At 71.3% G+C, this 22,171-nt stretch carries 19 protein-coding genes; 8 read left to right on the top strand and 11 right to left on the bottom strand.

What is annotated here, in order from left to right; genetic code table 11:
* The first annotated feature begins 35 nt into the window (after nucleotides 1-35).
* On the top strand, nucleotides 36-602 hold the full coding sequence (locus ACGFIK_RS21340) for a hypothetical protein (RefSeq protein ID WP_393340829.1): 567 nt from the start codon (nucleotides 36-38) through the stop codon (nucleotides 600-602).
* Nucleotides 603-604: 2 nt separating this feature from the next.
* Nucleotides 605-1,261, top strand: a complete 657-nt coding sequence (locus tag ACGFIK_RS21335; protein WP_393340827.1) for a nucleotidyl transferase AbiEii/AbiGii toxin family protein — start codon at nucleotides 605-607, stop codon at nucleotides 1,259-1,261.
* 701 nt (nucleotides 1,262-1,962) lie between these two features.
* Here the strand turns inward: ACGFIK_RS21335 and ACGFIK_RS21330 are convergent.
* From ACGFIK_RS21330 to ACGFIK_RS21315, 4 genes are all read right to left on the bottom strand, one after another.
* Nucleotides 1,963-2,976: a nitronate monooxygenase gene (locus ACGFIK_RS21330; RefSeq protein ID WP_327022942.1), complete on the bottom strand. Its 1,014-nt coding sequence runs from the start codon at nucleotides 2,974-2,976 to the stop codon at nucleotides 1,963-1,965.
* Between the two features lie 97 nt (nucleotides 2,977-3,073).
* Entirely contained in the window at nucleotides 3,074-4,597 is a 1,524-nt protein-coding gene (locus ACGFIK_RS21325; protein ID WP_327022941.1) for an MFS transporter, read from the bottom strand.
* Nucleotides 4,598-4,746: 149 nt separating this feature from the next.
* Complete coding sequence (locus ACGFIK_RS21320; protein WP_357531150.1) at nucleotides 4,747-5,583, bottom strand: SDR family NAD(P)-dependent oxidoreductase; 837 nt, start codon at nucleotides 5,581-5,583, stop codon at nucleotides 4,747-4,749.
* A gap of 58 nt (nucleotides 5,584-5,641) precedes the next feature.
* On the bottom strand, nucleotides 5,642-6,610 hold the full coding sequence (locus ACGFIK_RS21315; protein WP_393340823.1) for an NADPH:quinone reductase: 969 nt from the start codon (nucleotides 6,608-6,610) through the stop codon (nucleotides 5,642-5,644).
* 139 nt (nucleotides 6,611-6,749) lie between these two features.
* On the opposite strand from ACGFIK_RS21315, the gene ACGFIK_RS21310 reads away from it, so the two are divergent.
* From ACGFIK_RS21310 to ACGFIK_RS21290, 5 genes are read left to right on the top strand one after another with little or no spacing between them, the layout of a single operon-like run.
* Nucleotides 6,750-7,286, top strand: a complete 537-nt coding sequence (locus ACGFIK_RS21310) for an SRPBCC family protein (RefSeq protein ID WP_327022938.1) — start codon at nucleotides 6,750-6,752, stop codon at nucleotides 7,284-7,286.
* A 2-nt stretch (nucleotides 7,287-7,288) separates the two neighbouring features.
* The gene (locus ACGFIK_RS21305; protein WP_357531152.1) at nucleotides 7,289-8,857 is read left to right on the top strand and encodes a class I adenylate-forming enzyme family protein; all 1,569 of its coding nucleotides are present in this window, start codon (nucleotides 7,289-7,291) and stop codon (nucleotides 8,855-8,857) included.
* Nucleotides 8,857-10,065, top strand: coding sequence for an FAD-dependent monooxygenase (locus ACGFIK_RS21300; protein WP_393340820.1), 1,209 nt, complete (start codon nucleotides 8,857-8,859; stop codon nucleotides 10,063-10,065). Before ACGFIK_RS21305 ends, ACGFIK_RS21300 begins: the two co-directional genes overlap by 1 nt.
* Nucleotides 10,062-11,963: an FAD/NAD(P)-binding protein gene (locus tag ACGFIK_RS21295; protein ID WP_393340817.1), complete on the top strand. Its 1,902-nt coding sequence runs from the start codon at nucleotides 10,062-10,064 to the stop codon at nucleotides 11,961-11,963. Before ACGFIK_RS21300 ends, ACGFIK_RS21295 begins: the two co-directional genes overlap by 4 nt.
* A complete protein-coding gene (locus tag ACGFIK_RS21290; RefSeq protein ID WP_393340814.1) occupies nucleotides 11,960-13,324 on the top strand; it encodes an adenylosuccinate lyase family protein in 1,365 nt (454 codons plus the stop codon). The genes ACGFIK_RS21295 and ACGFIK_RS21290 overlap by 4 nt, the downstream gene beginning before the upstream one ends.
* 63 nt (nucleotides 13,325-13,387) lie before the next feature.
* Here ACGFIK_RS21290 and ACGFIK_RS21285 read toward each other — a convergent pair whose 3' ends face one another.
* Genes ACGFIK_RS21285 through ACGFIK_RS21265 form a run of 5 tightly spaced genes read right to left on the bottom strand, consistent with a single transcriptional unit; the run spans nucleotide 13,388 to nucleotide 19,910 of the window.
* A complete protein-coding gene (locus ACGFIK_RS21285) occupies nucleotides 13,388-15,709 on the bottom strand; it encodes an amino acid adenylation domain-containing protein (protein ID WP_393340811.1) in 2,322 nt (773 codons plus the stop codon).
* Between the two features lie 27 nt (nucleotides 15,710-15,736).
* Nucleotides 15,737-16,825, bottom strand: coding sequence for a 3-deoxy-7-phosphoheptulonate synthase (locus ACGFIK_RS21280; protein ID WP_327022932.1), 1,089 nt, complete (start codon nucleotides 16,823-16,825; stop codon nucleotides 15,737-15,739).
* 16 nt (nucleotides 16,826-16,841) lie between these two features.
* Nucleotides 16,842-17,867 carry a ketoacyl-ACP synthase III family protein gene (locus tag ACGFIK_RS21275; protein ID WP_327022931.1) on the bottom strand — a complete coding sequence of 342 codons (1,026 nt, stop codon included), beginning with the start codon at nucleotides 17,865-17,867 and terminating at the stop codon, nucleotides 16,842-16,844.
* Nucleotides 17,854-18,327: a type II toxin-antitoxin system RatA family toxin gene (locus ACGFIK_RS21270; RefSeq protein ID WP_393340808.1), complete on the bottom strand. Its 474-nt coding sequence runs from the start codon at nucleotides 18,325-18,327 to the stop codon at nucleotides 17,854-17,856. The genes ACGFIK_RS21275 and ACGFIK_RS21270 overlap by 14 nt, the downstream gene beginning before the upstream one ends.
* 17 nt (nucleotides 18,328-18,344) lie before the next feature.
* Entirely contained in the window at nucleotides 18,345-19,910 is a 1,566-nt protein-coding gene (locus tag ACGFIK_RS21265) for an aldehyde dehydrogenase (RefSeq protein WP_327022929.1), read from the bottom strand.
* Between the two features lie 242 nt (nucleotides 19,911-20,152).
* Between ACGFIK_RS21265 and ACGFIK_RS21260 the strand changes: the two genes are divergently transcribed.
* Nucleotides 20,153-20,587, top strand: coding sequence for a VOC family protein (locus tag ACGFIK_RS21260; RefSeq protein WP_393340803.1), 435 nt, complete (start codon nucleotides 20,153-20,155; stop codon nucleotides 20,585-20,587).
* Here ACGFIK_RS21260 and ACGFIK_RS21255 read toward each other — a convergent pair.
* Entirely contained in the window at nucleotides 20,559-21,092 is a 534-nt protein-coding gene (locus ACGFIK_RS21255) for a YdeI/OmpD-associated family protein (protein ID WP_357531160.1), read from the bottom strand. The genes ACGFIK_RS21260 and ACGFIK_RS21255 overlap by 29 nt on opposite strands.
* Nucleotides 21,093-21,103: 11 nt before the next feature.
* On the bottom strand, nucleotides 21,104-22,159 hold the full coding sequence (locus tag ACGFIK_RS21250) for a methyltransferase (RefSeq protein ID WP_393340800.1): 1,056 nt from the start codon (nucleotides 22,157-22,159) through the stop codon (nucleotides 21,104-21,106).
* Nucleotides 22,160-22,171: the final 12 nt, after the last annotated feature.

Below are 22,171 nucleotides of genomic sequence, written 5' to 3'. Positions count from 1 at the left end.
CAGCGCGCTGGGCCTAGCGTAGTAGGCTGACTGGTATGGGTCGGTTCTCCGAGGATGATCTGCGTGCCGTTGTCGTCAAGTACGAGGAGACGCGGTCGGCGGCGTTGACCGAGCGGGACGAGCAGCTGCGGGCGTTTCATGCGGCCGGTTGGCGGCCGGTGGATCTGCAGCGGGTCACCGGGTACAGCCGGGAGACGATCCGTCAGGCGCTACGGCCGGAAGTCCGGCGGGCGACCAACATCAGTCGGCGTAAAACATCGCCCCAGCCACCGGCGGACTACCGGCCCTACGGCGATCGGAAGCCCTACGTGGTGGCCGAAACCCTTGCCGCACTGCACGGCCCGACCGACGGCACGGTGACGCTTCCGCCTCATCTCGACTGGTCCGGGCACCCCGAGTACGACCTGAACCGGTCCGCGCGCCTGGCCAGCATGTACAAGGTGGTGCTCACCGAAGCCAGTACGGTCGAGGATCTGAACACCTGGCTCGATGCCGAACTCCTCCGGCGGCTCTGGCCCACCCTCTGGCTGCCGCCCCAGCTCCGCCAGCGCTGGGAGCAAGCCTTTCCTGAACTCGCCGCGACCCGCAGCGACGCGGCGTAACGGTGGACCCCTTCCACGAACGCCTTGCCCGTACCGGGCTCGGGGCAGCCCATCGATACGGCTTCGCCTTAGCTGGCGGTTACGCGGTCCAGGCCGCCGGGCTTCTAGAGCGCCCCAGCGAGGACGTCGACCTGTTCACAGCCTGGGACCGTCGGCAGGAGTTCACCGCCGCAGTCACCGCAGTCGTGCACGCCTACCGAGACGACGGCCTCACCGTCGAGACCGAGCGCCAGTACGACACCTTCGCCCGCCTGGCCGTCACCGACGGCGTGCGGGTTTCCAAGGTCGAACTCGGTGTGGACTGGCGGGCCAACGAGCCGATCCTCATGGCAATCGGCCCCGTCCTCCACCCCGATGACGCGGTCGCCAACAAGATGAGCGCCCTCTACGGGCGAGCGTTCGCGCGTGACTTCATCGACATCGACGCCACGCTCCGATCCGGCCGGTACACCCGCGAAGCCCTTCTCACCCTCGCGCAGCGCGCCGACCATGGTTTCGACCGGCGCATCTTCGCCGACGCCCTCGGACAAGCCACCCTGCTCGACCCTGACGACTTCGCCCAGTACGGCGTCACCGGGCGTGCACTGGACAGTCTCCGTTACCGATTCGCCGCGTGGCGCCGTGAATTGCTCGGCGACAAAGGACCCCACTCGACCTGACGCACCTCCAGCCGATGTCGCTGCTCCGTTGTACCCTGCGACTGACTGGATCGGCTCGCTGCGACCGAATCCGGGGAAAGGCCAGCGGAAGTCCCGTCTAATGCTCATGTCATCTCGTTGACACTCCGCCCAATCGGAGGGCACCCTTTGCGATAGTCATGGGTGCTTATCGGTTTAGGGCTAAGTCATAACAGGGGAGTGATAGTGGCCGAGGCCATCGAGAATGAAGAAGCGGATCGCATGCTGGCGGTCATCGCTGACCTGGGGGCAGCGCCCTGTTTTAGGGTCCCGCCCATCTGCGGAGGTAGACATCGCACGTTTCTCTGCTGCTGTTCTGAACGTGTATGAAACTGCGAGATCTCTTCATGGGCTTCCAGAGAAGCAGTCTCGCGACCGATGCTCTGATCGCTTGTTTGTAGAGAAGTAACTTTGGTGGCAACTTGCGCTCTTGAAGATCGATTTTCTACAGTAATAGAGGTAGCCGAGGAAGTGTCAGAGTACCTCTCGCAACTCGCTCCTGAGTCCACGGCGGCGCACGTCGGGGCAAGGGGTGATCTCGACGGCCGGTCCGGAGCGGAACATTCCGTTCACCGGGCCGCAGTCCGTGCAGATCCACAGGCTCATCCGAATTGTCACTGGACGCAGCGGAAATATGATCGCCGGGCCGACTAGGTCCTCGGCGTCGCCGACCGGTTCTCGCATCAGGTGGACCGGGCCCCTGCCAAGGAGTGCAGGATCTGTGCCGTCGGTCCGGGGCGGGCGTGCCGGTGGCCGGTGCCGGCCCAGAGGTTCAGCCCGTGCGGATCGTCGGCTTCGGCGGCGGCGGCCCGCAGCGGCGCGGTCAGGTGGTGCACGGCCGGATAGGCCAGCGGGGCCGCCGTGGAGAAGCGGTCCGTGAAGCGGTTCCGCAGGGCGCGTGCCGGGCGGCCGGTGAAGGCCCGGGTGACGACCGTGCCGGTGTGCTCGCCGCCGATCATCGCCGCCTTCTGCACCGCCCGGGTGCCGGCTTCGTCGGCCAGCAGGAACATCGTTCCCGCTTGCACGGCCACCGCCCCGGCGGCCAGCAGGAGGCGTACGTCCTCGGCGGTGCCCACCCCGCCCGCGGCGATCACCGGCAGGCCGGCGGGTAGCACCTCCCGGACCACTTCGGCGGTGGCGCGGTCGGGGTCGTAGGTCTGGGGTGTGGTCGTCGAGGCGTGACCGCCCGCGGTGCCGCCCTGGGCGACCAGCCCGTCCGCCCCGGCCCTGGCGGCCTGCCGGGCCTCGGCGGCATTGGTGACGGTGACCAGGACGGCCGTGCCCTGGGCCCGCAGGGTGGCCACCACCTCGGCGGAGGGGATGCCGAAGGCGAAGCTGACCAGCGGGGGTGCCGCCGCCCGCAGCAGTTCGATCTTGGCCAGGTAGTGGTCGTCGTCCTGGGTGCGCACCTGCGGCAGGGTCACCCCCAGCCGCTCGGCCTCGGGGAGCAGCAGGTCACGGTAGGGCTCGACAGTGGACACCTCGACCGGGGGCTGCGGAATGAAGACGTTGACCCCGTACGGCAGGCCGGTCTCGCGGATTTCCGCCAGCTCGGCCCGTACCACCTCGGGTGACCGGTACCCGGTCGCCAGGAAGCCCAGGCCACCGGCCCCAGCGGCGGCGGCGACCAGGCGTACGGTCGAGGGTCCGCCGGCCATCGGGGCGACGATCACCGGATGTCGCAGGGTGTCGAGCATGTCCTCATCCTCCCGGGTCAGATGGCCTGGCGGAGTCGGGCGGCCCGCCGATTCTCCAGTGGCTGGAGGTCAGGGGCCGCCCAAAGGGGAAACGGGATCAGCGACCGGCGGGCACCGGGATCTTCACCTCGGCCGGCTCGGTCTCGGTGGGTAGGCCCTGGGGCGGGCCGTCCGGCTGCGGCGGAGCCGCCGCGGCCGGCAGGGCGGTCATCAGGACCGCGATCACGGCGAGGATGCCGGCCAGCCAGTAGGCCGTGTTCTCGAAGGCGTCGACGAAGGGGGAGCGACCACCCGAGCTGGTCTCGGAGAGCACCCCGAAGAAGAACACCGAGGTGAGTGCCAGGCCGAGGGCCTGACCGACCTGCAACATGGTGTGGATCAAGCCGGAGGCCGAGCCGGCGTGGGCCAGGGGTACCTCGGCCAGGATCGCGTTGATCAGCGGCGACACGATCAGGCCCATTCCGAAGCCGATGACCAGCAGGGCGGGGACCATCTGCCAGAAGGTGACCTCCTGGCCGAAGTGGTTGGCCGTCCAGCCGTACAGGGCCATGCCGGTCCCCATCAGCAGCGCCCCCATCTGCAACACCTTGCGGCCCAGCTTGGGGATCAGCAGCTGCACGGAGATGCCGGCGGCGATGGTGGTGGCCACCGAGAAGGGGATGCCGCTGAGCCCGGCCCGCAGCACACTCCAGCCCAGGCCCACCTGCATGTACAGGGTCCACACCAGGAAGAAGACGCCGGTCACGACACCGAAGGCCAACTGGACCGCGACCCCGGCGGAGAAACCCTTCACCCGGAACAGGGACAGTTCGATCAGGGGGGAGCCGTCCCGGCGGGACTTCGCCCGCTCGTACGCGATGAGGGCGCCGAAGACCGGGATGGAGGCGAACATGGTGACGAAGCCCCAGGTGGGCCAGCCGGTCTCCTCGCCCCGGGTCAGCGGGTAGAGCAGCATCAGCAGGCCGACCGTACCCACGATCACCCCGACGAGGTCCAGGCGCAGGGCCTGCGGGGAGCGGGACTCCTCGATGTATTTGGCGCCCAGGATCAGGGCCAGGATGCCGACCGGCAGGTTGATCAGGAAGATCGGCCGCCACTCCAGACCGAACAGGTTCCAGTGGGTCAGCAGGGCACCGATCAGCGGGCCGGAGATGCCGCCGAGCCCGACGATGGCACCCCAGAGTCCGAACACCTTCCCCTTCTCGTGCGGCGGGAAGGTGGCGTGGATGATCGCCAGTACCTGCGGAACCATCAGCGCGGCCATGGCGCCCTGGAGGATCCGTGCGGTGACGAGCAGCTCGGGGCTCTGGGCGATGCCGCACAGCGCCGAGGCGATGGTGAAGCCGGCGATGCCGGCCAGGAAGAGTCGCTTGCGGCCGTAGATGTCGCCGAGTCGACCACCGGTGATCAGGCCGACCGCGAAGGCCAGGGCGTACCCGGCGACGATCCACTGGATCTGACTGACCGTGGCGCCGATGTCCTCCTGGATCGCCGGGATGGCGATGTTGACGATGGTGACGTCGACCAGATCCATGAAGGCCGCGGCCATCACGATGGCCAGCGCGATCCAGCGCCTCCTGTCCGTCTGGGTTGCCACTGGTACCTGGGTTCGTGATGTCATGTCAGGAACGCTAGGCGAAAACACCACTTTGCTGCTGTACGCGGTGATAGTCGGTCATTCTGTTCCGATCAGCGACAGTTATCGGCGGACCCGTCACCGACACGCAGTTGCCCCACCCCGGGGGAGCGGGGCGGGGCAACTGCGGTGGTTCAGGCGACGACCCCGTGCAGGGCGGGTTCGCCCTCGGCCTCGGCGGACAGGGCGGACCAGTCCGCCCAGGTCTTGAGCCGGTCGGCGTACACCCCCTGGGCGGCCTGGTACGGCTGGGTGCCGAAGAAGATCCGCAGCGGCGGGTTCTCCGCGTCCACCACGGTGAGCAGGGCCTGGGCCGCGGCCCGGGGACTGCCCTGGCGCAGCTGGAAGCCGGCCATCGCCTGCCGGAGCCCGTCGTACGCCGGGTGCGGCGCGGAGAAGGAGGCGGAGGGCCCGCCCCAGTCGGTGCCGTACGACCCCGGCTCCACAATGGTCACCTTGATGCCGAAGCCGGCCACCTCCTGGGAGAGGGACTCGCTGAACCCCTCCAGGGCCCACTTGGAGGCGTGGTAGCCCCCCAGTGCGGGGAAGGCCAGCACCCCACCGGCGCTGGAGACCTGCACGATGTGGCCGCTGCCCTGCTCGCGCAGGTACGGCAGCACCGCCTGGGAGACCCAGAGCGCGCCGAGCACGTTGGTCTCCAGTTGCGCCCGGATGTCGGCCTCGCTGATCTCCTCGATCGTGCCGAACAGGCCGAACCCGGCGTTGTTCACCACCACGTCGAGGCGACCGAAATGCTCGTACGCCTGCTGGACCGCGGCTACGACGGCGGCCCGGTCGGTCACGTCCAGGGTCAGCGGCAGGATCGCGGTGCCGTGCTCGGCGACGAGATCGGCCAGGGCGCTCGTGTCGCGGGCGGTGGCGGCCACCTGGTCACCACGGGACAGTGCCGCGCTGACGAACTCGCGGCCCAGACCGCGCGACGAGCCTGTCACGAACCATACCTTGCCCATTTCCGGTGTCCTCTCGCCGATGCTCGTAATATGTGTAGGACGCTAGCCCGACATTCGTTCAGAGCCCCAATAAGATCCTCTTATCGGTGCCATTCTCGATAATTGCGTGCGCCTCGGCTGCGGATTGCAACGGCAGCACGGCCACCTCGCGGGTACGCAGAAGACCGGAGGGCAGCAGCCGGTTGATGGTCCGGGCCGCGGCGGCCAGTTCGGCCGTACTGGCGTGGGAGATGACGAAGCCCCGGATCGATCCGTCCCGCATGTACAGCCGACCCGCCGGTAGCACCGGTTCGGTGCGGGCCCCGGCCAGCAGGACGATCCGACCCCCGTGGGCTAGGAGGTCTACCGCCAGCCGCAGATCGTTGTGGCCGGAGGTGTCCAGGTGCACGTCGATCCCCTCGGGGGCGGCGGCCCGCAGTCGGGCGGCCAGGTCCGGGGCGTCGTACGGGATCGCCTCGGCGGCGCCCATCGCACGGCACCGGGCCAGGTCCCTCGGACCGGCCGTGGCGATCACCCGGGCCCCCGCCTGGGCGGCCAGGACGACCGCCGCGCTGCCGACATTGCCGGCTGCCCCGCCGACCAGCACGGTGTCACCGGCGCTCAACTGACCGTGCCGGAACAGCCCCAGGTAGGCGGTGGCCGTGGGATGCAGCACCCCCACCGCGGTCAGCGGATCGACCCCCGCCGGCAGCCGGTACAGCCGGTCCGCGGGCACCACCGCCAGTTCGGCCGCGGCGCCCTGCCGACCGTCGTGACCGAGGCTGTTGCACCACACCGGATCGCCGGGGGCGAACCCCGTCGCGCCCGGCCCGGCCCGGACCACCCGACCCACCAGATCCCGGGCGATGACGAAGGGGAAGGCCACCGGGGTGCGGAACAGCCCGGAGCGGACGAAGGTGTCGACCGGGTTGACCGTGCTCGCCCACACCTCGACGAGCACGTCCGTGGGGCCGGGGGAGGGGTCGGGCAGCCGGCCGTACCGAATTTCTTCTGGCGGGCCGAACCTTTCGATGTACGCAGCCAGCATGGTGCCACCCTGCCATCGACATCATGCACACGCCGTCGAATGACGAGTAGAAGGGTTTATCGCGCAGCCATCGATACCGATCCTCACGTTTTCTAGCGTCGAAACAGACGAACATACGTCACGACGTGAGGGGACCGAGATGCAGACCGCTTCGCGGCCACTGTTCGAGTTGTCGGTGCAGAGCAAGGTGTCCGCGCCACCGGACCGGGTCTATGCCTTGGTCAGCGACCTCGAGCGCAGCGGCGAATGGAGCCCCGAGTGTGTGGGCGGATCGTGGATCGCCGGTGAACCCGGCACGGTCGGCGCGGTGTTCCGCGGCGAGAACCGGCGGGAGGCCGACGTGGTGGCCTGGGCCCCGGTCGTACGCGGTGTCTGGTTCACCGAGTCCGAGGTGGTGACCGCCGAGCCGGGTCGCACCTTCGCCTGGTCCATGCGGAACCGGGCGGGGGCGCGTCAGGACAGCGTCTGGGCCTACGACATCGCCGAGCAGCCCGGGGGCGGATCGGTGCTGGTCCACCGGTTCCGGATGGGCGCGGCCACGGAGGGCATCCGGGGCATCACCGCCGACATGGACGCCGCCGCGCGGGAGCGGTTCTTCGCCGAGTGGGGGGCCAAGGTCGCCGGCGACATGCGCGCCACTCTCGGTCGTCTCTGCCAGGTACTAGAGGAGGACTGACCATGCTGCTGCAACGCATCAGGAACCGGGGCATCCAGCTCGGCACCCTCTTCGAGCGGGCCGCCCGGCGACACCCCACCAATGTGGTCACTCTGGACCACGATCTGCAGATCGCCCCCGACCTGGGGCGGCGGCTGACGGTCGGTGAGGTAGCCGACCTGATCGACGACTACGCCGCCCGGCTGTGGGCCGCCGGAGTACGCCCGGCCGACCGGGTGGTCGTGCACAAGACGAACGGGTTCGACATCACCCTGCTGGCCTTCGCGGTCTCCCGGATCGGCGGGGTGCCGGTGCTGCTCTCCCCCAGCCTGGACGGGGACACCGTGGCGGAACTGGTACGCCGGGCCGACCGGCCCTTCCTCGTCACCGACGAGGCCAAGCTGGCCGGTCTGCCGGAGGTGATCTTCGACCGGGCCGCGGGCATCCTGCTGACCGCCGGAAGTCACCCCGGGGCGAAGTCGTTCGGTGAATTCGCCGGGGCACCCCGGGTGCCCGTGGTCACCGTGCCCGCGGACCGTCCGGCGTTGATCACACACACCTCCGGCACCACCGGGATCCCCAAGCTGGCCGTGCACACCGGGTTCACCCTCCAGGCCCGGTACCGGCCGCAGATCTCGGTGGTCACCGCGCTGTTGCGACGCCGGGAGACCGTGGCCATCCATGTCTCCTTCGTGCACTCCCGGCTGATGACCGCGCTGGCCATGTCCCTGCTGCGGGGCTGTCCCATCGTGGTGCTGGTGGACTCCGACCCGGATCGGGTGGCGGACCTGTTCAGTCGGCTGCGCCCCGGGGTGCTGGAGGCCCACCCCAACTCGCTGATGGAGTGGGAGGGGTTGGCGGACGACCCACGAGGGCCGCTGGCCGGGGTGAAGCTGTTCAGCTCCACCTTCGACGCCATCCACCCCAGGACCATCCGGCGGCTGCTGGACGCCTCCCGTCGACGCAACCCGGTCTTCGGGCAGTTGTACGGCCAGAGCGAGGTCGGTCCGGTGATCGGCCGCACCTACACCCGGGGGCGGGGGGAGGACGCCGACGGGCGGTGCGTGGGGATGCCTTTCCCGGGCATGACCGGGGTACGGGTGGTCAGCCGGGACGGCAAGCCGCCCTCGGCCGAGAACCCCGGCTTCATCGAGGTACGCAGCGGGGGCCGGATCGTCACCTACCTGGGCGAGCAGCAGCGCTACGACGCCCAGCTCTCCGCCGGTGGCTGGTGGCGGATGGGGGATGTCGGCTATCGCACCCGCTGGGGGTGTGTGCACCTGCTGGACCGCGAGGTCGACCTGATCGAGGGCTTCGGCTCCACCCTGGCCGCCGAGGACACCCTGTTCAGCCGGATCCCGGAACTGGCCGAGGTGGTCATCGTGCCGGGGGCCGACGGCGGCGCGGTGCCGGTGGTGTGCACCCGGGACGACCGCCCGTTGGACCCGGTGGCCTGGCGGGCCGCGGTAGCCGGTCTGCCGGCGATGGGCGAGCCGATCCAGTGGCGCATCGGGGACCTGCCGCACACCGCCACCACGAAGATCAAGAGGCTGGAGCTGGCGCGGCTGTTGGCCGGGGACGGGAGGGCCTGATGTCCCGGGTGATCATCGCCGGTGGCGGCATCGGCGGACTCGCCACCGCCCTGGCCCTGGCCCGCACCGGCCACCAGGTCACCGTCCTGGAGAAGGCGGCACGGTTCGCCGAGATCGGCGCCGGCATCCAGTTGGCCCCCAATGGCCTGCACGCGCTGGATCAGCTGGGGGTCGGGGCCACCGTGCGGGCCGGGGCGGTACGCATGGACGAGTTGCGGTTCATGGACGGGGTCACCGGGGAACACGTGACCAGCCTGGAACTCACCGAGGCCTACCGGCGTCGCTTCGGGCGCCCGTACGTCGTGGTGCACCGGGCCGAGCTGCACACCGCCCTGCTGGACGCCTGCCGCGACACGGCCGCGATCGAACTGCGCAGCGACGCCCCGGTCCTCGGGTACGGCCAGGAGGACCTCTCCGTCTGGGTGACCCTGGCGGACGGGGAACGGGTTGACGGCGAGGTCGTCATCGGCGCCGACGGCCTGCACTCCGCGATCCGGCAGCAGATGGTCGGCGACGGTGATCCGATCGTCTCCGGCATCACGGTCTACCGGGCGGTCGTCGAGATGGACCGGGTGCCGGCGGACCTGCGGTACGACCGGTCCGTGGTCTGGTGGGCCGGGCCGGGATGCCACTTCGTGCACTACCCGATCGCCGGGGGCCGGTACCTGAACCTGGCCGCCAGCAGCGTCGACGGCAGCACCACCGCGGTGGCCGGCAGACCGGTCAGCCGGGAGCGGGCCCGGGCCGAGTTCCCCGCCCTGGGCGGGACGGCCCAGCGGCTGCTGGCCCTCGGCGAGGAGTGGAAGACCTGGACCCTGGTCGACCGGGAACCGGTGGACACCTGGACCGAGGGTCGGGTGGCCCTGCTCGGGGATGCTGCTCATCCGATGCTGCACTACGCCGCTCAGGGTGCCTGCCAGGCCCTGGAGGACGCGGTGGTGCTGGCCCGACACCTGACCCCGGGGGCATCGCCCGAGGCCGGACTGCGGGGGTACGCGGCCGAGCGGGCCGGTCGGACCGCGGCGGTGCAGCGGGCGGCCCGGAACAGTGTCGTGCTGTGGCACCCGGCCGGAGCTGCGGCCCGCCGCCGCAACGAGCGGCTGCGCGGTCTCTCCCAGCAGGACCTGCGCGAGCACCTGGCCTGGATGCACGGCACCCGGGTCGCCGGGGCCCCCGTCCGCCCGACCGTGCAGGGAGTGGCGGCATGACCGAGATCTGCATCATCGGGGCCGGGCCTCGCGGACTGTCCGTGCTGGAACGACTCTGTGCCAACGAACGCGCCCGACCCTCGCACGACGAGGTCGTGGTGCATGTCGTCGACCCGGCCGGGGCGGGCGCCGGGGCGGTGTGGCGCTGTGACCAGTCCCGCCACCTGATGACGAACACCGTGGCCGCCCAGATCACGGTCTGGTCGGATGACAGCTCACGCATCGAGGGCCCGATCGAGCCCGGCCCCAGCCTGTACGAGTGGGCGCTGGACCAGCCCGACGAGGAGGCGCGTGCCCTCGGCCCGAACTCCTACCCCTCCCGGGCCTTCTACGGCCGCTACCTCCAGGCCGCCTTCCGGCGGGTGGTGGAGCAGGCCCCCCGCCATGTGACCGTCCGCTGCCACCGGTCCCGGGCCATCGCCCTGGCCGACACCGACGGGGTCACCGGCGGCCCGCAGGGGGTACGGCTGGCCGACGGGACCCGGCTGCACGACCTGGACGCGGTGGTCCTGGCCCTCGGTCACCAGCAGGTCCGGCCCACCGCCCGGGAGGCCCGTACGGCCAGCCTGTCCCGCATCCACCACCTGCGGTACCTGACCCCGGCCAACCCGGCCGACCTGGATCTGGACGAGATCGGGCCGGGGGAGCCGGTGCTGCTGCGTGGGCTGGGGCTGAACTTCTTCGACCACATGGCCCTGCTGACGGTCGGCCGAGGTGGCTCCTTCGTCACCAGGCCGGACGGGTGGCTGACCTACCGGCCCTCCGGCCGGGAACCCCGGCTGTACGCCAGCTCCCGGCGGGGGGTGCCCTACCAGTCCCGGGGCGAGAACCAGAAGGGGGCGGCCGGCCGACACCTGCCGCTGCTGCTGACCGCCGAGTACGTGGCGGACCTGCCCCGGCCGATCAACTTCACCCGGGACCTGTGGCCGGTGATCGCCCGGGAGGTGGAGAACGTCTACTACACGACCCTGCTCGGGCTGGGGTCGGAGGCGATGGCCTTCCAGGCCGACTTCCTGGCCGTCCCGATCGGCGGGGACACCACCGAGGTGCTGGAGGCGTACGGCATCGCGCCGCGGCGCAGGTTCAGTTGGGAGCGGCTGGCCCGCCCGTACGGCGACAGCACCTTCGTCGACCGGACGGACTTCCAGGGCTGGCTGCTGGAGCACCTGCGCGCCGATGTGCGGGCGGCTCGGGCCGGCAATGTCGAGGGACCCCTGAAGGCGGCCCTGGACGTGCTGCGGGACCTGCGCAACGAGATCCGGCTGGCGGTCGACCACGGCGGTCTCAGTGGTGAGTCGCACCGGGACGACCTGGAGGGGTGGTACACCCCCCTGAACGGGTACCTCTCCATCGGACCCCCCGCCGTCCGGGTCGAGCAGATGATCGCCCTGATCGAGGCCGGGGTGCTCACCCTGACCGGTCCGGGCACCTGGATCCGGCTGGACACCACGGAGCCGGCCTTCGTCAGCGGGTCCAGCGCGGTGCCCGGTGAGCCGATCCGGTCCCGGGTGCTGATCGAGGCCCGGTTGCCGGAACCCGACCTGCGCCGTACGGAGGATCCCCTGCTGCGGCATCTGCTGGACACCGATCAGGCGGTCCCGTACCGGATCGGCAGCTACGAGACCGGCGGGCTGGCCGTCACGGAGCGCCCCTACCGGCTGCTGGACGGCTGCGGGCGCCCTCATCCCCGGCGGTTCGCCTACGGGGTACCCACCGAGTCGGTGCACTGGGTGACCGCGGCCGGCATCCGGCCCGGGGTCGACTCGGTGACCCTGGCCGATTCGGACGCCATCGCCCGTGAGGTGCTGGGGCTGCCCGAGGTGGCCCGGGTGCCCCGCGAGGTACGCCGGGCCTTCGCGGAGGCGCCGGACGAGGACCCGATAGGGGTGATCGTGTGACGGAGTCCACCGGACTGCTGTCTCCGGTACGGGCCGGGACACCGGTCGAGGCGGCCGTCGACGATTCTGCCTGGGTCCAGGCCATGCTCGACGCGGAGTCGGCATTGGCCCGGGCCCAGGCCCGGCTGGGCACCCTGCCGCCGGAGGCCGCCGAGGTGATCACCCGGTGCGCCCGGGTGGAGGCCTTCGACGTACGCGCCATCGCCCTGGCCTCCCGGGAGACCGCCAACCCGGTCGTCGCCCTGGTCCAGGCGCTGACCGCCGGGGTGGCCGCCAAGGACCGGGCCGCGGCCGAGTACGTGCACCGCGGCTCCACCAGCCAGGACATCTTCGACACCGGGGCGATGCTGGTGGCTCGGCGGGCGATCGCCCTGATCCGCGCCGACCTGACCGCGGTGGCCACCTCGCTGGGCGTACTGGCCGGCCGACACCGGGACACCGTGATGGCCGGGCGGACCCTGGCCCTGCACGCGGTGCCGACCACCTTCGGGCTCAAGGCGGCCGGGTGGCGTCGGCTGGTGCTGGACGCCCGGGACCGGCTGGACGCCCTGGTGCTGCCGGTGGCCCTGGGCGGCGCCGCCGGCACCCTGGCCGGATACCAGGAGTACGCCAATGTGGACGGTCACCATGGCGAGGGATACCCCGCCAGGTTGACGGCCGCGTACGCCGAGGAGACCGGGCTGGCCGCGGTGGTGCTGCCCTGGCACGCCCTGCGTACCCCGATGGCGGACCTGGCCGCCGCCCTGGCCCACACCGCCGGGGCCCTGGGGAAGTTCGCCGCGGACGTGCTGGTGCTGGTGCGTACCGAGATCGGTGAGGTGGCCGAGCCGACCGTGGCCGGGCGGGGCAGTTCCTCGGCCATGCCGCACAAGAGCAACCCGGTGCTGTCCACCCTGATCCGCAGCGCCGCCCTGCAAGCCCCCTGCTACGCGGCGGCCCTGACCCAGTGCCTGGTCGCCGAGGACGAGCGGTCCGCCGGGGTCTGGCACGCCGAGTGGCTGCCCCTGCGGGAGCTGCTGCGCCTGGTCGGCGGCGCCGCGCACACCGCGGAACAGCTGGCCGCCGGGCTGACGGTACGGCCGGAGCGGATGCGGGCCAATCTGGCCCTGACGGGCAACCGGGTGGCCACCGAGCGGGTGGCCGCCGTACTGACGCCGCACCTGGGCCGGGCCCCCGCCCGGGCCCTGCTCACCGAGGCCAGCCGGGTGGCCGAGCAGACCGGGCAGCCCCTGCACCAGGTGCTGGGGGCCGATTCCCGGGTCGCGGGGCACCTCAGCGAGCAGGAGCTGACCCGGCTGCTGGACCCGGCCGGGTACGTCGGGGCGGCCGGTGACCTGGTCGACCGGGAGCTGCGGGACTGAACCGCGTAGGCAACGCAGAAGGGGAGGGCCACCCGACCGGGTGACCCTCCCCTTCGCTGTGGTTCAGATCGTCGCCAGGGCCGGCCGGGCCTCCCGCTCCGCGGCCAGGTAGGCGGCCATCCGGGCGATGGTCGGCTCGTGGAACAGGTCCCCGACCTCCACCTCCAGCTGGTACCGGTCGGCCACCTGGCCGGTCACCCGGGCCGCCCGCAGCGAGTCCCCGCCCAGGTCGAAGAAGTTGTCCAGCACCCCCAGCCCCTCGACCTCCAGGGCGGCGGTCCACAGCTCGTGCAGCTCCCGCTCCAGGTCCGTGGTGGGGGCCTGGTAGGGGCTGTCCACGTCCGGCCGGGACCGCGGCGGCTCCGGCAGTGCGCCCCGGTCGATCTTGCCGTTGGTGTTCAGCGGGATCTCGCCGACCACGAAGGAGGAGGGCACCATGAAGGCCGGCAGGCGCTTGCGCAGGGCCCGGCGGATGTCCCGGACCGCCGGGGTGGCCCCCGCCTCCGGCTCGATGTACGCGGTGAGCTGGGTGTCCCCCTGACCGTCCGCGCGGGCCAGCACGGCCGTACGCCGTACCCCCGGCTGGGCGCCGAGGACGATCTCGATCTCGGCCAGGTGGACGGTGTTGCCGCGTACCTTGATCTGGCCGTCTCGGCGGCCGACGATCTCGATGCTGCCGTCCGCCCAGTAGCGGGCCATGTCGCCCGTGCGGTACAGGATGGGGGAGCGTTCCGGGTCGATCGGGTTGCTGATCCACTTCTGGGCGGTCAGCTCCGGACGGTTGACGTACCCGGCGGAGAGACTGTCCCCGGTCACGCACAATTCCCCGACCACCCCCGGGGGCACCGGACGGAACCACTCATCCAGCACGTAGGTCCGCACGTTGTCGATCGGTCGGCCGATCGGCGGCAGGGCCCGGGCCCGGCCCGCCTCGCCCAGGGACTGGCCCAGGGCGGTGATGTCGCAGGCGGAGACCGTGGTCGCCTCGGAGGAGCCGTACAGGTTGATCAGGCGGAAGGGCAGGCCGGCCGGGGGCCAGGCCTGAATCCGCTCGCCGCAGACCCGGATGTCGCGCAGCCTGGTGTCGGCCGGCCACTCCAGCAGCCACAGCCGCTCGGCCATCGGCTTCATCAGCAGGGTGGTGGTGATGCCGTACCGGAGGATCCACTCCTGGAGACGCTCCGGGGAGGCGACCACGCTGGCCTCCGGGATGTGCACGGTGGCACCGGCCGCGAGCACCGGGAAGCACTCGACCTGGATCATCCCGTACCCGGGTGCGGCCAGCCAGGTGCCCTGGGAGGCCGCGGTCATCCCGCACAGCTCACGCATGGCGTGGATCAGGTTGCGGGCGGGACCGAACCGGGCCTGCACGGCCTTGGGTGCCCCGGTGGAGCCGGAGGTGTATCCGATGTGGATGAAGTCGTCCGCGGTGACCGGCTCGTGCACCTCCGTGGTCGGCTCGGCGGCCCAGTCGGTGGCCCACAGGTCGATGACCGGGCAGTCGGCCCCCTCGACCAGGGCGGTGTGCTCCGTGCTGGTCAGCACGGCGACGGCGGAGGAGTCCTCGAGCATGAACCGCAGCCGGTCGGCCGGGAAGCCGGGATCCATCAGGATCGCCGCCGCGGTCAGCTTGAAGCAGGCCAGTTGGGCGATCAGGGCGTCCGCGCCGCGCGGGAAGCAGACCCCCACCCGGTCGCCACGGCGTACCCCGGCCGCCCGGAGCCGGTGGGCGAACTGGTTGGCCCGGCTGTCCAACTCCCGGTAGGTGACCTGCTCGTCGGGGAGGGCCACCGCGACGGCCTCCGGGGTGGTGCGGGCGTACTCGGCGACCAGCTCGTGGATGAACGGCGCGGGGATGGCGGCGTCGGTGTCGTTCCACTCGACCAGGGCGCGCCGGGTCTCCGCCTCGGTCAGCAGAGCCACCTCGGCGACCGAGACCTCCGGCCCGGCGGCCAGGATCCGCTCCAGGTGCCGGGCGTACTGGGCCACGGCCGCCTCGTCGAAGATGTCGGCCGGCATCAGCAACTCCAGGCCGGCCTCGCCGACCACCACGGTCGGCACCTCGGCCGCCCGGGCCGGCAGCCCGTCGCTGACCACGACCCCCTGGGGGGTCACCTCCTCGCCGAGCTGCACCGCCGGCTCGGTCAGGGTGCCGAGGGCGGCCGTGTCCGGGAAGGACATGAGCAGTGTGGTGTGGACCCCGGGGGCGCGCCGCCCGATGCGGATCTCGTCCTCTCCGGTGTAGCGGCGCAGCAGGGCGGCCAGGGCGGCGACCGCCCGGGTCGGATCGGGGGTGCCGGTGAGGGGCACCCGGTGGGCCGGCGCGGGCGCCGCCCCCTGGCCGGAGCCGGCCAGGGGAAGCGACGAGGTGGATGTCGTGGACATGGGCGGATTCCTCTCTCCGAAGCGGCTTCAGCCGGCCATCGCCAGGCCGTAGGCGGACCGGCGGGTGCTCACCGCGTCGGCGAGCAGGTCGATCAGGTGTTCGGTGCGCTCCCAGCCCACGCAGCTGTCGGTGACGCTCTGCCCGTAGATGAGCCGGTGCGACTGTCCCGGCACCAGGTTCTGCCGGCCCTCGGTGAGGAAGCTTTCGATCATCACCCCGGCGATGCCCCGCTCGCCGTCGGCGATCCGCAACGCCAGGTCCTCGACCACCTTGGGCTGCCGGACGTGGTCCTTGCCGCAGTTGCCGTGGCTGGCGTCGATGAACAGACCCCTGGACAGGTCGGCGGCGCGGAGCCGGTCCAGGGTCTGGGAGACGTGTTGCGGGCTGAAGTTCGGGCCGTCGGCGCCGCCCCGCAGGACGACATGGCAGTCCGGGTTGCCGCTGGTACGCATGACCGCCCCGTGCCCGTCGTCGGTGAGACCCGGGTACACGTGTCCGCGTCCGGCCGTGACGATCGCGTCGATGGAGTCCTCGACGTTGCCGCAGGTGGAGTTCTTGAACCCGACCGGCATCGGCAGACCGCTGGTGAGCTGCCGGTGCGGTTGACTCTGCACCGTGCGGGCCCCGATCGAGCCCCAGGAGACCAGGTCGGACAGGTAGCGGCCGACGGTCGGGTCGAGGAACTCGCAGCCCACCGGCAGGCCCACCCCCAACACGTCGACCATGGTGCGGCGGGCCACCCGCAGCCCGGTGGCCAGGTCGTCCGAGTCGTCCAGCAGGGGGTCGCTGACCAGGCCCTTCCAGCCGAGCCGGGTGCGGGGCTTCTCCACGTACACCCGCATCACGATCTGGAGGGAGCCGGAGACCCGTTCGGCCACCGCGGCGAGTTTCTCCGCGTAGGTCAGGGCCGCGCGTGGGTCGTGGATGGAGCAGGGGCCGGCGACCACCACCAGGCGGTCGTCGTCGCCGTGCAGGATGCGGCCGATGGAGTGTCGGGCGTGTTCGACCCGATCGGCCAGCAGGGCCGGGAGGGGGATGTCGGCTCGGAGGCCGGCCGGGGACATCAGCGGTTCGGTGGCGCTGATCCGTGAGGTGGTGCTCTGGGCGGTGTGCATCGCGCTGGTCCTTCCGTCAGTCGTCGCCCGCGGTGAGCACCGCGGCGGAGAAGGTGAAACCCATGCCGGTGCCGATCAGAAGGATCCGAGACCCCGGTTCGAGCAGGTCCGATCCGGCCAGGTGGTGCAGTCCGAGGATCTGGTCCGCGGCGCCGAGGTGCCCGATCGTCAGACCGAACTCGAGCAGGGTGTTGCGGGGGGTGAAGTCGAGAGGGCGGACGAAGCTGTTGTGGTAGAGGGTGCGGCCGACGAAGGGGGTGACCATCCAGTCCACCTGGTCCGGACTGACCTGGGCCTCGTCGAGGGCACGGCTGACGACGCTGCGCACCCGCTGGGTGGTACGGGTCTGGATGTCGCGCAGTGACACCTCGCCCTGGGCCAGGAACTCCCGGGTACGTCGACGCGAGTCGGCCGGCTCCGGGCTGGGCGACAGCCGGAAGGGCTCGTCGCCCCGGGCCAGCCCGCCGAGGACGGTGTCGGCCTCGGCGACACAGGACAGCAGTCGGAACCGGCCGGCGCCCCGGGTGAGCACCGCGGCGGCCGCCCCGTCACCGAAGACCATGCCGGGGGAGGTGTGGAAGCGGTCCCCGGGTGGGCCGAAGCGGTCGGCGACGGTGATCAGGGCCGAGGGCAGGGCCGGGTTGGCGGTCAGCGCGTTCGCCGCCACCTCCAGGCTGGCTATCGATCCGTTGGACCAGGCGGCCACCGTGATCGGCATGGTGTCGAGCTGGGTGCCGATCAGCTCCCCGGCGATCCAGCAGGCGGCGGACCACTGGTCGATGCCCTGGAAGCCGGCGTGGCTGTGCAGGTGCAGGCTGGTCGGGCCGATCTCCACGGCGTGTTCGGCGGCGGCCTTGATCGCCTGGCGACCGCTGGACACCGCCATCTCCGGCGGGGCCTGGGTGGACTGGGAGTAACTGATCATCCCGGTGCTGGCGGCGGCCTCCGCGGAGTACGCTCCGGCCGCCACCGCCCCGGAGACCGGCACCGGGTCACCCAGGGTGGCACCGGTACCGGCCACCCAGATGTCATCGAATCGCATGGCCGGAAACCTCCTCGGGAAGGTCGGACAGGATGCGTCCGCCCCGGGTAACCCGGGCCGTCCGACCTACCCCCTCCAACACCGCCAGGGCGGTACGGGTGAGAACCCGGCCGGCGGCCGACTCCACCGCTCCGGCGAAGTGCGGGACGCTGGTCCGGAACCGGACGGTGTACTCGACCTCGCAGCCGTCCGGTCCGTCCGTGGCCGACCAGTGGCCGGCGTACTCCTGGAAGTCACCGTCGGTCTGCTCGAACTCGATCCGGTCGGCGAGGACCCGCCTTCGTTGGGTCCAGCGGGCCACCCCGCCCCGGAAGGCGAGGACCCAGTCGCTGTGGTCGCCGTCGCGGTGCACGGCCACCAGATCCGGGGCGTACGCCGGGAAGGTCTCGTCGTCGGCCAGCCGGCGGATGAGGTCGGCGGCGGTGCCCCCGGTCACCGCCTTGAGAGTGCGCGTGGTCATGTCGGTTCCTCCGTTCGCTACAGGCGGCCGATGCTGACGGCCTGGAGGTGGGTGGTGCGCAACATCGGATGGCTCGCCTCGCCGAAGACGCCCCCGGTCAGTCCGGTGCCGCCCTGGTTGGGCAGGAAGGGCAGGAAGTTGCCGTGCGAGTCGTTGATCTTCAGGTTGCCGCCGTTGGTGATCGAGTCCAGGAATCGGGTGATGGTGGCCTGGCTGCGGGACCAGAGGGAGTTGCGCAGCCCGTACGCGTTGTCCTCGACGAAGGCGAGCACCTGGTCGAACAGTTCCTCGTCGGTGCTGCCGCTCTCCGGCACGATCACCGGCAACAGGGGGAAGAAGGTCTCGTCGCGGACCACGGACAGGTCCCGGGCGCCGGTCAGGCCGTCGATCCGCACCAGGGTCGGCTCGATGAAGAAGCCGGTGTCCGAGACGCTGCCGTCGGTCTCCAACCGCCGCCCGCCGTGCACCAGCTTGGCCCCCTTGGCCAGGGCCTCACCCAGGCAGCCGTAGAACCAGTCGGCCCCGAGTACGGGGGTGAGCACCACCCCGCGCTCCTCCGGGTAGCCCGGCCGGATCTCCTTGAGCACCGAGACCAGCTTCTCGATCACCTCGTCGGCGATGGCGGGGTGCAGGACCACCTGGTTGGGCACGTTGCAGATCTGCCCGGAGTTCATGAAGAACTGGGCCAGGGAGTCCACCGCGGCGTCCAGGTCGGCGTCGTGCCAGACCACACAGCAGTCGTTGCCGGCCAGCTCCAGGATCGGCTTCTTGCCGGCCGCCACGCAGTCCCGTTCGAACTGGATGCCCTTGGTGCTGCCGCCGAAGTAGATGATGTCGTCGACCAGCGGGCTGGCCACCCAGCTGTCCAGCAGCGGCGGCGCGCACAGGGCGTTCAGGGTGCCCGGCGGGGCGCCGGCCTCCTCCAGCACCGGTGCCACGATCTCCCGCAGCAGGTACATGCAGCTGAGTCCCACCCCGCGCGGGGCCCGGACGACCAGGGTGTTGCCGGCGAGCATGGCGGTCAGCCCGTTCAGGGTGTTGACCGTGGCGGCGTTCTGCGGTGGGTTCAGGCAGACCACCCCGTCGGGGACCCGGCGCAGCAGCATCTCCCGCTGGTCGTCGCCGCGGGTCACGGCCATCTGCTCGGCACACCAGTCCAGGGTCTGGGCGCTCCAGGTGGTGTGCGGGACCCCGAAGACCATGCCCTCGGACATGTCCCGGGGCTGACCCTCGGCCACCAGCAGCTCGACCAGGGTCTCGCCGTGTTCGGCCAGCCGCTCGATGATCCGGCGGCCGATCCGCATCCGTTCCTCCAGGGGCACCCGGCGCCAGGCCGGAGCCGCCGCGGCGGCGGCCTCCAGGGCCTGTTGGGCCAGGTCCTCGCCGGCCACCAGACAGGCCCCGGCGATCACCTCGCCGTCGGGGACGGACACCCCGGGCCGGCCCTCGTCCAGGTCGCGCTTGAGTCGCAGGGCGGCGAACGTGTCGTCGAGCAGCGCCCGCGCGGAGATGGTGTGCACGTACCGGGGGTTGTCTCCGTAGACGTCCCGGCCGCCGATGTAGGCGGGGTAGGTCCTGGTCACGTCGATCCCTTCCGCGCTTCGATGTCGTTACCATGAAAAACGTAATGCTGGTAACAGGAGGGGGACAATGAGCCCGCGATAAGGGCTGCTACTCGGGTGCTCGATTCGAATCCGGCCGGGGTCCGCCGGGTTCTGGGACACGCCGGAGTCCACCTTGGCGGGTGCTTCCCGGGATGGCGGGCGGTCAGCCGCTATCCTCCCGCAAGGTGCTATTCGGCTATCGCCTGCAAAAGGGGTACTAAATGGGAAATGTCGCAGCCCTGCGCGGACTCAGTACGGTCACCTACTGGGCGGACGACGTACCGGCCGCCCGGGCCTGGTACGCCGAGCTGCTCGGCGGCGAGCCGTATTTCGAGCGCGGGGGCGCGTACCTCGAATGGCGCATCGGCGACTACGAGCACGAACTCGGGATCATCGACCGGGCCTGGGCCCCGCCCGGCGCGGCGGCCGTCCCGGGCGGGGCGGTGGTGTACTGGCACGTGGACGACATCGAGGCCATGTTCGACCGGCTCTTGGCCATGGGGGCGGTCGAGTACGAGCCCATCACCAAGCGGGAGGCCGGATTCGTCACGGCCGCCGTCACCGACCCCTTCGGCAACGTGCTCGGCATCATGTACAGCCCGCACTACCTGGACCGGCTGGAGTCCCTCACGAACTCGCTGCCAGCGTCGCGATGAACTCGCCGATGCGTCGCTGTCGGGTCTCCGGACGCTTCAGCTTCTGCAAGGTCACGATCATCACGTACCGGCGGCCGGAGCCCAGCTTCTCCCAGGCCGCCGTGGCGGCCGGCGAGGCGGCCAGGGCGGCGGCGAACTCCGGGGACACCTCCGCCCGGCTGGGCGAGTCGTAGGCCGCCTCCCACCGGCCGTCCGCCTTGGCCAACTCCACCTGACGCAGCCCGGCCGGACGCATCCGACCCGCCGCGATCAGCTTGGCCACCCGTACCCGGTTCACCTTCGACCAGGTGCTGCGCTTGCGTCGGGGGGTGAACCGTTGGCTCCACCAACCCTGGGGAGCGTTACCGGACATGGCCTTGCCGTCGATCCAGCCGAAGCAGAGGGCCACGTCCAGGGTCTCCGAGCGGGTGATGGAGGGCACCTCCACGCCCTTCTTCGGGAACAGCACCCACACCTCGTCGGCGGTCTCGTGCCACTGCGTCAGCCAGGCCTCGAAACTGGCCACGTCCGGGAACCTCAACATCCGGTCGGCACCGCCTCCACCAGCGAGAACCGGGCCGGGGCCAGCCCGGTCACCGAGGTCAGCCGGAACCCGGTGGCCTGACACAGGGCGGTGAAGTCACTGCGGGTGCGCTCCCTGCCGCTGAGCTGCACCAGCATGTTCAGATCACCCAGATGCCCCAGGGGGGACCGCTGGGCGTCGACCAGGTCCGGCAGCACCGCGTCGACGATGAGCAGCCGGCCGTGCGGCGGGATGACCGCCCGGACATGCCGCAGGATGACCGCGGCTCGCTCGTTGTCCCAGTCGTGCAGGATGCTCTTGAGCAGGTAGGCCTCCGCCCCGGCGGGCACCGAGGCGAAGAAGTCCCCGGTGGCCAGGGTGCAGCGCTCGGCCACCCCGGCCCCGGCCAGGGTGGTGTCCGCCTGGGCCAGGCCCTCGGCCGTGTCGTACAGCAGGCCCTGGACCTCCGGGTGGGCGGCGAGCACGGCCGCCAGCAGGGTGCCGTCCCCGCCCCCGATGTCGGCCACCGTACGGAAGCGACCGAAGTCGTACGCCTGCGGCAGCACCTGGGCGGCCAGCCGGGTGCCCTGCCGCATGGCCGCGTTGAACCGGGCGGACAGTTGCGGGTCCCCGGCCAGGTGGCCGAAGAAGGAGGTACCGAAGGTGGTCGAGAAGACCTCCCCTCCGGTGCGGATGGCCTGGTCCAGGTGGGCCCAGCCGCCCAGCATCGCCGGGTCGGTGGTCATCGCCACGAACTCGGCCATCGAATCCGGTCGGTCGGTGCGCAGCAGCTCGCCGATGCCGGTGAGGGCGAACCGCCCCGGCTCGGTCTCCCGCAGCACCTCCAGCGCGGCCAGGGCCCGCAGCAGCCGCAGGGTGGCGCCGGGATCGGTGCCGGCCGCAGCCGCCACCTGCGCCGAGTCGGAGCCGTCGGGGCCGATGATGTCGGCCACCCCCAGCGCCGCCGCGGCGGAGATGGTCCGGGTGGCCATGTGGCCACACACCAGTTGGGCGATACGTTCCCGGTCGGCCGCCGTAGCGGGCGGGGCCGGGGCCTGAGAGGTCGTCATGACAGTCACCTT

The organism is Micromonospora sp. NPDC048871 (genome assembly GCF_043198155.1).
Classification (GTDB): domain Bacteria; phylum Actinomycetota; class Actinomycetes; order Mycobacteriales; family Micromonosporaceae; genus Micromonospora.
This window is presented reverse-complemented; position numbering and strand designations above follow the sequence as displayed.

What these genes read in the sequence shown, in the direction of transcription:
- ACGFIK_RS21285 (WP_393340811.1), bottom strand. Translation starts at nt 15,709, where the DNA reads ATGTCCACGACATCCACCTCGTCGCTTCCCCTGGCCGGCTCCGGCCAG.
- ACGFIK_RS21260 (WP_393340803.1), top strand. Translation starts at nt 20,153, where the DNA reads ATGGGAAATGTCGCAGCCCTGCGCGGACTCAGTACGGTCACCTACTGG.
- ACGFIK_RS21305 (WP_357531152.1), top strand. Translation starts at nt 7,289, where the DNA reads ATGCTGCTGCAACGCATCAGGAACCGGGGCATCCAGCTCGGCACCCTC.
- ACGFIK_RS21295 (WP_393340817.1), top strand. Translation starts at nt 10,062, where the DNA reads ATGACCGAGATCTGCATCATCGGGGCCGGGCCTCGCGGACTGTCCGTG.
- ACGFIK_RS21340 (WP_393340829.1), top strand. Translation starts at nt 36, where the DNA reads ATGGGTCGGTTCTCCGAGGATGATCTGCGTGCCGTTGTCGTCAAGTAC.
- ACGFIK_RS21330 (WP_327022942.1), bottom strand. Translation starts at nt 2,976, where the DNA reads ATGCTCGACACCCTGCGACATCCGGTGATCGTCGCCCCGATGGCCGGC.
- ACGFIK_RS21315 (WP_393340823.1), bottom strand. Translation starts at nt 6,610, where the DNA reads ATGCTGGCTGCGTACATCGAAAGGTTCGGCCCGCCAGAAGAAATTCGG.
- ACGFIK_RS21320 (WP_357531150.1), bottom strand. Translation starts at nt 5,583, where the DNA reads ATGGGCAAGGTATGGTTCGTGACAGGCTCGTCGCGCGGTCTGGGCCGC.
- ACGFIK_RS21310 (WP_327022938.1), top strand. Translation starts at nt 6,750, where the DNA reads ATGCAGACCGCTTCGCGGCCACTGTTCGAGTTGTCGGTGCAGAGCAAG.
- ACGFIK_RS21250 (WP_393340800.1), bottom strand. Translation starts at nt 22,159, where the DNA reads ATGACGACCTCTCAGGCCCCGGCCCCGCCCGCTACGGCGGCCGACCGG.
- ACGFIK_RS21280 (WP_327022932.1), bottom strand. Translation starts at nt 16,825, where the DNA reads ATGCACACCGCCCAGAGCACCACCTCACGGATCAGCGCCACCGAACCG.
- ACGFIK_RS21275 (WP_327022931.1), bottom strand. Translation starts at nt 17,867, where the DNA reads ATGCGATTCGATGACATCTGGGTGGCCGGTACCGGTGCCACCCTGGGT.
- ACGFIK_RS21325 (WP_327022941.1), bottom strand. Translation starts at nt 4,597, where the DNA reads ATGACATCACGAACCCAGGTACCAGTGGCAACCCAGACGGACAGGAGG.
- ACGFIK_RS21300 (WP_393340820.1), top strand. Translation starts at nt 8,857, where the DNA reads ATGTCCCGGGTGATCATCGCCGGTGGCGGCATCGGCGGACTCGCCACC.
- ACGFIK_RS21270 (WP_393340808.1), bottom strand. Translation starts at nt 18,327, where the DNA reads ATGACCACGCGCACTCTCAAGGCGGTGACCGGGGGCACCGCCGCCGAC.